This window comes from Mesorhizobium sp. WSM3862, from assembly GCF_002294985.1.
Lineage (GTDB): Bacteria > Pseudomonadota > Alphaproteobacteria > Rhizobiales > Rhizobiaceae > Mesorhizobium.
Window position 1 is genome coordinate 1 of record NZ_NSGE01000021.1, and the last position, 8,820, is coordinate 8,820.

Genomic DNA, 8,820 nt, shown 5'->3' on the forward strand with positions numbered 1-8,820 from the left:
CGGCGCGCAATCCGTCGTGAAGCCAGGCCGTCAGCGAGCACGCTTCCAGGCCGATCCGCTCAAGCGGCAAGCCGGTCCCCTTCAGCGCGTCACACAATGCCTGCGGATCGCTCAACGCTTTGCCTCCTTCACGATCCGGCCAGTCTCGTCGACAATGCAAATAGAGGTCTCTTCCAAAGACACGTCCAGTCCGGCAAAGTACTTCATGGCTGCTCCTTCCAAATGTTTGTGGCGACTCACATCGACCACGTTTTCACATTTCGACAGGAGCAGCCGCCAAAGACCCCAATCACCCCATCTGTTTCGAAACTCGCTATGGCGGGTCAGATGGCGGTGTTTTTCGAGAACCGGAGCGGAGCGGACGTTCAGGTCCGTAGCACCGGAAGCGCAGAAAACGCCGGCAGATGACCGCCAGAGTAGAGTTCCAAACAGGCTCTTCAGGCCCTCATCGCCATTCCATCAGCAGCGGGATCAGCTCCGCCGTCAACCAAACCATCGAGAATCCGTATGCCGTGGACGCACGCAATCCCAAAGCTCAGAGGGCTACGGACAACTTCGTAGCCCTTTTGCTCAAGGGCCTGACTGATGCGACGGGGTATCCGGTTGGTGACGTCAATCGCATTACTTGTTGCTGAAAAGCGAGGACTGGAAACTGCCTCGCTCATAGACATGTCGAAGTCAAGAACGTTCAGAATAGCTTGAAGGACTCCCATTGCAATTTGGGTAGCGCCAGGTGCTCCGACTACGACATACGGTTCGTCGCCCTTGAAGACAATTGAAGGACACATCGAGCTGAACCGCGCTTTGCCCGGCGCAATCGAACCTGCGCGTCCCGGACGGGGATCGAACACGCCCATGCAACCGTTGTACATAAATCCCAGCCCATTCGTAATCACGCCTGAGGGCATACCCAGCGAATGGGTCATCGTGACGCAGCTGCCATCTCGGTCAACAACGCTGATGTGCGTCGTGTCCTTGCTCGGAAATCCGGAGTTGAATCGGGGGACGTTAGCCTTAGCACCGCCGGAAATCTTTTCAGCAAGTTCCCTTGCGTAACCTTTGGAGATGAGACGACCGACTGGAACGTCGACAAACTTCGCATCACCAACAAACCCGTCCTTGTCGATTGTGGCATACTTCATCGCCTCACAAACGATTCTGACATACTCCTCGGTGTTATGGCCGACGTCTTTGAGATCAAAGTTCTCGAGGATGTTCAGCATCTGAAGCAACATGATGCCACCGCCAGGAGGGTGATTTGTTGCCACACGAAAGCCCCTGTATTCACCCCAGAGCGGATCGCTGACTGTGGGAACGTAGGTGGCCAAATCTTTCCTCGAGATCAGCCCGCCATTCGCCTTCATGTCATCCGCGATCTGATCGGCGATTTCCCCTTTGTAGAACACGTCAGCGCCTTTGCGAGCGATCAACTCAAGGGTGTTGGCAAGGTCAGAATTGGTAACGAGGTCACCAATAATCTTCGGGCTTCCATCCTCGTGGCAATAAATTGCGCGACCCGATTCAGTGTATCTGAGCCGCTCAGGGTTTGCGACGCGCCCCATCTGGCCGCCGTCTGACCAAAATCCGTAGACACCCGGTCGGACCGTCCAGCCCTTTTTTGCCCAGTCGATCGCCGGTGCCAGGATTTCCACCCAAGGTAGGACTCCGTATTGAGAGTGAGCAACCTCATAGCCACGCAAGGAGGATGGTACGCAGATCGATTGATATCCAAGGTCATTGACTCGCCCTTTCAGGATGAATCCAAAGCCATCTCTGGCTTCGCCTTCTATCAAATCTTCCCACATGTTCTCACGCGCGACGAGCGGGGCAGGCGCGTGGAAGTCAATATACTGATGACGTCCTTTGAACGGTGCATAAACACCCATACTGCCAAACCCGGCAATACCGCACATCATCGGATCGACGACTCCTTGAACCAAAGCACAAGCGATCGCCGCATCAACAGCGTTCCCACCAGCTTTCAGTATTTCGGTTCCGACCTCGACAGCCTCAGGCTCAGGGGCCACGATCATTGCGTCGCGCTTCTTCATGAAAATCTTCTCCGATTGTATTGACGACGGTCTCGTGTTGCCGAATAGGTGACATTCGACGAACTCGTCAGAGCCACCTGGCGGCTCTGATCGAAACCAATATTGCTTGGGGCAACACATATGAAATGCACAGCCCTGCGCCGGATGGAGTGGATCGGGAAAGACCAGTGCCCAGATCGGGATCCGGAACGCCTAACCTCGGATCTGGCGTGAGGGCAGTTCCGCAGTCTGCTGGCCGGCGATATGGTCCCAAACCACGCGCTCGACTCTGACGACCTCCGCCAGCTAGGCTGTCAGGAACCCTCACCACGTGGAATATACCTTTCATTGTGGCCATAAGTAAACTTGCGCTGGGGGCGAACAAAATCCATGTCAAGCTTGAACAGTTCAGATCCGATGTTGGCGTTGACCTGTTCCTTGGAGGAAGTATTCGCGTCCTCAAAAATGTCTTTGCAATCGCCCTTTCTGCACCCGACGCGAGAAGCGGCAGCGGCCCATTACACACCCGAGTCTGCGCAGGATTCTTGCAAATTTCGCCCTCAATTGCAGGAACTGCGCCATTTGTAAGCTGAAAGGCAGAATTCCGTCGCCTCGTCAGCGCGACCATCGGCACAGTGGCCGATGACCGTCGCATTCCAATGGCGCCGCGATTGCCGGATCGAAGCCGCGCTCTTTTCCGCAGCACCGCCCAGATGATGCGAGCGAGCCTGGCCGCCAGCGCCACGACGACGACCTCCTTGTCCGCCCGCGCTGACAGGCTTCGTGCCCATCGGCCCAGCGGCGTCTCCTGGGCGATGATGCGCGGCAGCACCACGCGAGCGCCGTGGATCAGGTTCGCTCGCAGATAGCGGTTGCCGCGCTTGGATATGCTGAGCAATCTCGGCTTGCCCCCGGGTGGTCGCCTGCCGGGGCGTGGGCTCAGCCAAGCGGCAAGGTCACGGCCGCGCCCGAAGCTCCGCGTCGCCGACCGCAGCCGTCAGTGCGGTGGCGTTGATCACCCCGATGCCAGGGATCGTCGAAAGGCGACGTGCCGCCTCGTCCTCGAGCACCATGTGCACGAACTCGGCATCAAAGGCGGCAATCCGCTCATCAAGGCTGCGCCACTCAGCGCGTAAGTCTTCGATCAGAACCCCCAAGCGCGGCGCCAGACGGGGATCGTCCTCATCGGCGAAGACTGAAAGCGCATCTTCCAGCTTGCGCCTCCCCTGCGCCCCAACCATTCCGCGCTCAAGTAAAAGCGCGCGCAGATAATTGAGCAGCGCGGTGCGCTCCGCCACCAGACGCGACGCGCCCGATGCAACGCTTGGACATCCGACTGCGCCTCGCTCTTACCGGCACAAAGCGCATCGTCGGCCGCGTCGCCGCCTCCGCGATCGCCTCGGCGTCGCGGTCGTCGTTCTTGTTCGCCTTCACATAGGGCCGAACAAATTCCGGCGACATCAACCGGATTGTGACCCATGGCGCCGAGCACCCGGTCAAGATGGTGCGCGCCGCAGCATGCTTCCATCGCCAAAATGCAAGGCGTCATCTTCCCGACGAAGGCCGCAACGCTGTCACGACGAAAGCGACGGCGCAGAACAACAGCGCCAGTCTCAGCCAGCCCGACGAGGCTGCACACGTCTTGCCGAGATCAATTCCAGGCACAAATATCGACATCAGTCCGTTCCTCTCTCGTTCCAAACAGCGCAATCCAAACGGATCGCACCCAGAGAGGAGGGGGGGGCCATCCCATAATCACAAACGACCTTCTATCGAATCCTACTATTCTCTCAAAGATAGGAAACGCTCCACGCTCTAGCGCCTGGCGCGCCCTGGTTCGTGACGGTCGCGTCGACCACTCGCACTTCCACGACGCGGCCGCCGCGCTCTGGCTCGAGGTTGATCACTGCCCATATCGAGGGACCGCTTGCACGACTCGCAAATGACACCCGTCGAACCCACCACCTTGCCCCGCCTGCTGAGGCTGCAGTCTTTCCCCTGTCGCAGGGCTGTCCGGGGAAATTTAGGCATAGGCGAGGCTCATCTGATCTGGGGATGAACGGGGCTTCCTTTGGCTTGGATTGACAGGCCGGGGTCGTTCGATGGCGGCGATGTGGCGACGCTCGAACAGGCATCGTGTCACCAGGTCGGTGAAGTGCAGATCGGCAGAGCGACGCGGTGCACGCGCGCGGCTATGCGCAACAGCGCATGGCGATCATGGCGGCGAAGAGCTGCAGGCGGATGGCGTTGTCGTTGTTGCCGAGGAAACGGCGGATCTTCAGATGCTGCTTGATCCAGCGGAACAGAAGTTCGATCTGCCAGCGGCCCTTGTAGAGGGCCTTCGTTTCGCTTCACGATGATGCGGCGCAAGCGGATCGGCAGTTTGGAATCGCCTTTGCTGGCAAAGCTCACCTCGGCATCCTCAAGCACGGTGAAGCCCTCGCCGTGCATGGCTGCGAGGGCACGATCACACACCAGCTTGAGCCCCATGTTGGTCTTGGGCCGGGTGACGAGGAAGGCTTGCGCCGCAGTGATCGCCGTCCACCAGCCGTAATGGCAATAGCCCTTGTCGAACACGTAGGTGGCGCCGGTCTCGATGGTGATCGTGCGGCCGATCTGGGCGTCGTTGACGTTGGCATCGGTGATGTCGAGGACGCGCGTACAGTCGCTATCTGGATCGTAGACGACATGCAGCTTCATGTCGCGGATGCGGCCGTTCGACTTGCCCCAGTCGCAAAGCTTGCCGAGCGGGATGGGCGTGGAATCGATCAGCCGCAACATGGCACTGCCTTCGCGACGCATCTGCCGGTCGAGTTGGCCGGCGAGCAGGGCGCGTCTCGGCGAAGACGGCAACAGGGCGGCGCCGGTTCGCGTCCGACAAGGTCGAGCGCCGCAACAGGCCGCTGCCCAGGTGATAATGGTGCTGGCCATTGGCGTTCCAGCCAGCTTGCAGGCTGCGAAGGCTCGCCGCGCCGCTGAGCTGAGCATAGATCAGCGTCATCAGATGGTCCCAGCTCTTGAACGATTGGCATAGGCATCCCCGTCATGGCTATCCACAATCGTCTGGAAGCGGCGACGATTTATCGGTTCAACCAGCTGCCAAGAATGCTGCGTAAAGCGCATGCTCCGTTCCCTTTCTGAGTCTCGACAACCAGAAGGTAGACGGAAAATCCCCGTCTTACGGGGCATGCACATGCGGCATTTCGATTCACCACGGACTTTCCCCGGACAGCCCTGCCGCTGTGGGGACAGGGTGACCCGACGGGCTTCATGTGTCCGCCCGATTCCGTTAATCACCATAAAGGAGGTTGTCGAGCAGAGGCGCGGACGGGGCCAAAATCGCCGGTTTCCTGCGCCGACGGAACAAATTCACAGAAAATGTGGCCCTTTATTTGCTATTATCACAAAGCAGACACTGAACGGCAAAGTTGGGACTCGGGCGTTCCGCCGCTGGAATCCCGCACGATTAGAATTTCTGAAGGGGCAGGCGATGCTGACATATTCACTCAAAGGCTTATGCTTTTTCGGCTTATGCTTTTTCGTGGCGATCTCGCGGCGCCGGAACATCTCTATACGCGGATGCTGCTCATTTCCACATTGACTCCGGATACGAGCCTCGGCTTGCCGTCGTCAATCAACGATGTCGTTTCTAGTGGCGGTAGATCTGTACCCAGATCTCCTGCACTGCTGGAGCCGCACATTCATATCGAACACACGGGGAAACCAGTTAGGCATGGACAGTCGCGTCGAATTCTCGGGAGCGTGGGACGTTTCTCCGAGCGAATATCTGGGCCAACGCAGCGTAGCTTTCGATGTGAGCGTGCCGCGGTCACAATATGTTGTGATGCGTGACGGCTGCCGATTGGCCATTGACGTCTATCTTCCCCGCCAACTGGTCGCCTCAGAAGGTCAGACGACCTTTCCAACCATTGTCCTGTTCACGCCGTATTATCGCCGTTTCAAGTTGCGGCCGGGCAGTTCAGCCGAACCGAACAACAGCGTCAGGTTCTGCAATCTCTTCGTTCCTAGGGGCTATGCCGTCGTCGTCGTCGACGTGCGCGGTACCGGCGCAAGCTTCGGTACCCGTGACAGCTTCCGCTCGCCGAAGGAGCGCGAAGACACTCGTGAGATCGCCGACTGGATCGTCGCTCAGCCTTGGTCGAACGGCCGCATCGGCTCCACCGGCGTGTCTTATCTAGGTGCGTCCGCCGACTTTATGGCTAGCACCGGGCATCCTGCAGTGAAGGCGATTGCGCCGCTCTTTTCCGTTTGGGACACCTACTCGGATAATTACTTCCCCGGCGGAATCCAGCTCAAATCGCTGACAAAGATATACGATGATCTCATGATCGCGCTGGACCATGATCGCCGTGATATCCTCAAGCAGTTCCCGACGTTCAACAACGACGAATACGACGGGCCGCAACCTGTCGATGAGGATGTGGACGGTTCACTTCTTCGAGAGGCGATTGACGAGCATCTCGGAAATTTCCGGCAGGTTGATTTCATGGCGGAGTTCACGTTCCGCGAGGAAGGGCTTCCCTATGACGGCAGTTTCAGCTCGGCCTCGTTTAGTCCCTATTCGGTTTCCCGTGGGGTCCGTCCTGAAGTCGCCGTTCTCTCTGTCTCCGGATGGCAGGACGGGGCCGGCTACATGAATGGCGCGATTTCGCGCTTTCTGACGTTGAAGGAGAATCCCCGCCACCTTCTGCTCGGACCGTGGGATCACGGAGCCAACATAGACGTCTCTCCGTGGAGGGTGGCGGAGAAGCCTGACTTCCCTTTGCTGAGCGTGGTGTTGCGCTTCTTCGACACCTATTTGATGGAGCTGAACACGGGCTTGGGCGATGAGGTGCCCATTCATTACTTTTCGATGCACGCACAGGAATGGCGCGCCGCGGCCTCCTGGCCCCCCATCGAGACGAGGACAACGTATTTCTTTGCGCCGCAAGGCCTGCTATCGGAGACGCGTCCGGATTACGGGGCTGACCGGTACAAGGTTGATTTTTCGAGCGGAACCGGCGTCGGCACGCGCTACGAGGGCATCGCCGCAGTCGACAGCAGGAACAACTACGCCGATTGGCAGGGCCGAACGTCCCGGATGCTGAGCTATACCTCCGCGCCGCTGGAACAACCCGCTGAGATTGTCGGGCATGCACTCGCCGATTTATGGCTGTCGTCCGGGGAGCCGGACACGGCTCTCTTCGTCTATCTGTCGGAAATCGAAGCCGATGGTACAGAGCGCTATGTTACCGAAGGGTTGCTTCGCGCTCTTCACCGCAAGGAGACGCCGGCCCCGGATACCTATCGCACGACATGGCCGTTTCGCACTTTCTCGCGGATCGACGCAAAGCCGATGGTTCCAGGCCAACTTGAAAGAATCCGGATCCCTCTGTTGCCAGTTGCTTGGGAGTTCAACGTAGCCAGCCGCATCCGTCTTTCGATCGCGGGAGCTGATGTCGACCATTGCGGACAGATTCCGCATGGCAGGCCGCCATTATTGGAAGTCGCGTTCGGTGGCGCGACCGCATCCGCGCTCAAGCTTCCGCTGACATTGAGATAGAGAGAGCGGATGCAAGGGGAGGCGGATGCATTCGCTGTGGCGGCCGCCGGACGGAACGCTCGCCTCATAAATACTCACGCATGAAACTGATGAAATTTTCCTCGACCTGGCGCGTGTGCGCATGCGCAAGCTCGTCGGCAAATTCATTCCAATCTCCTCAATCATCGTTTTTGTGCTCGTGCGTGAGCAAAATGTTCATTCGTGGTGCGTTCGAGGCACTGGAGTGGGAGAACAGCTGCCCCCCTTGGGACAGCACCGCTCTCGCGGGCCACGTCATGAGTGTATTGGCTTCCACGCGCCTGCCCGCTCGTCGCGCGCGGGGGCGCCACAGGGGTATTCCGATGGAAAACGGAGCGGCCGATCTTATGCTCCAAGCTTTTGATCAGCCGAGTCAACGTCGGCTGTGAAATCCCCAACTGATCCACTGCCTGGAAAATGCAATCGGGCAGCCACTGCCAAGAACCCTTCTATCTGCTGAATCTGCAAAGTCATTCAACTGGTCTTCCGGATCAACAACACAGCAGCTTCCGGCCGACCAGCAGTGCCTGCCCCTCAAGGGCATCTGAAGACTTGGCGCGTACAGGACGGTTCCAGCCCATACGCAGCAACGCCCGCGGCCATTTTTGCGATCCGTCTTCACCGGCATCGCCGACAGTGCCCGCCTTCAGCCGTGTCTCCAGCAACACCATCTCAAAACCGGCGTCGCCCAGACCCTCGCGCAACCATTGCGACCGTGGGCCCGCCTAAAGGCCGACACGGATGACCGGCAATCCCAGATCGGCAAAATGCTGCAACAGTGCCTCATGCGCGCTCGCCACCTTCGTCTCTCGCACTGCTTGCCTACGGATCCACCACGCCAACGCTGCTCAGGTCAGCGACACATCAATTCCTGCACAACTATCCATGGGAGTCCCTCGCTTGAGGGTTGGAAATCGAACCCCGTTCAACGTCATCACTCTGAGGGACAGCCACCTTCCTACGTATGCGAGGAGCGCCGGCCCATTATGGCATCTAGAGCTCTCCCCCTCCGTGCAGCGCATTAGCTAGAGCGGCGGATTTTCATGTGAGTCCATAGCCTGCGGCAGTGAAGTAGTTTCTGCATTCTGTTAGGGAGAACAGATTGCAGATATCGCCGATGGCCTGCCACAGAGCGTCGATGGTTCTGATGGCCTTTGCGCGCAGATGCGCCTTGAGCTTGGCGAAGGCCATTTCGATCGGGTTGAGATC

General features: G+C 58.6%; 2 protein-coding genes and 5 pseudogenes. 1 reads left to right on the plus strand and 6 read right to left on the minus strand.

Going from position 1 to position 8,820, the window contains the following annotated elements:
• The 4 genes and pseudogenes from CK224_RS30410 to CK224_RS30430 all read right to left on the minus strand — a co-directional run.
• Nucleotides 1–207 (minus strand): annotated as a pseudogene (locus tag CK224_RS30410) (IS110 family transposase); the annotation flags it as partial.
• A gap of 230 nt (nt 208–437) precedes the next feature.
• Nucleotides 438–2,051 (minus strand): gamma-glutamyltransferase, encoded by a 1,614-nt coding sequence (gene ggt / locus CK224_RS30420; protein WP_095784350.1) that lies wholly within the window; start codon nt 2,049–2,051, stop codon nt 438–440.
• A 676-nt stretch (nt 2,052–2,727) separates the two neighbouring features.
• Nucleotides 2,728–3,707 (minus strand): annotated as a pseudogene (locus CK224_RS30425) (IS110 family transposase); the annotation flags it as partial.
• 346 nt (nt 3,708–4,053) lie between these two features.
• Nucleotides 4,054–5,153 (minus strand): annotated as a pseudogene (locus tag CK224_RS30430) (IS4 family transposase).
• 610 nt (nt 5,154–5,763) lie between these two features.
• Here CK224_RS30430 and CK224_RS30435 point away from each other — a divergent pair.
• Nucleotides 5,764–7,593, plus strand: coding sequence for a CocE/NonD family hydrolase (locus tag CK224_RS30435; RefSeq protein WP_095784351.1), 1,830 nt, complete (start codon nt 5,764–5,766; stop codon nt 7,591–7,593).
• Between the two features lie 518 nt (nt 7,594–8,111).
• Here the strand turns inward: CK224_RS30435 and CK224_RS32210 are convergent.
• Nucleotides 8,112–8,453: pseudogene (locus tag CK224_RS32210) on the minus strand (IS110 family transposase); the annotation flags it as partial.
• Between the two features lie 199 nt (nt 8,454–8,652).
• Nucleotides 8,653–8,820, minus strand: a pseudogene (locus CK224_RS32215) (IS630 family transposase); the annotation flags it as partial.

Bases quoted from the DNA above. Each gene is read 5' to 3' on its own strand.
- ggt (WP_095784350.1), bottom strand. From the start codon at position 2,051: ATGAAGAAGCGCGACGCAATGATCGTGGCCCCTGAGCCTGAGGCTGTC.
- CK224_RS30435 (WP_095784351.1), top strand. From the start codon at position 5,764: ATGGACAGTCGCGTCGAATTCTCGGGAGCGTGGGACGTTTCTCCGAGC.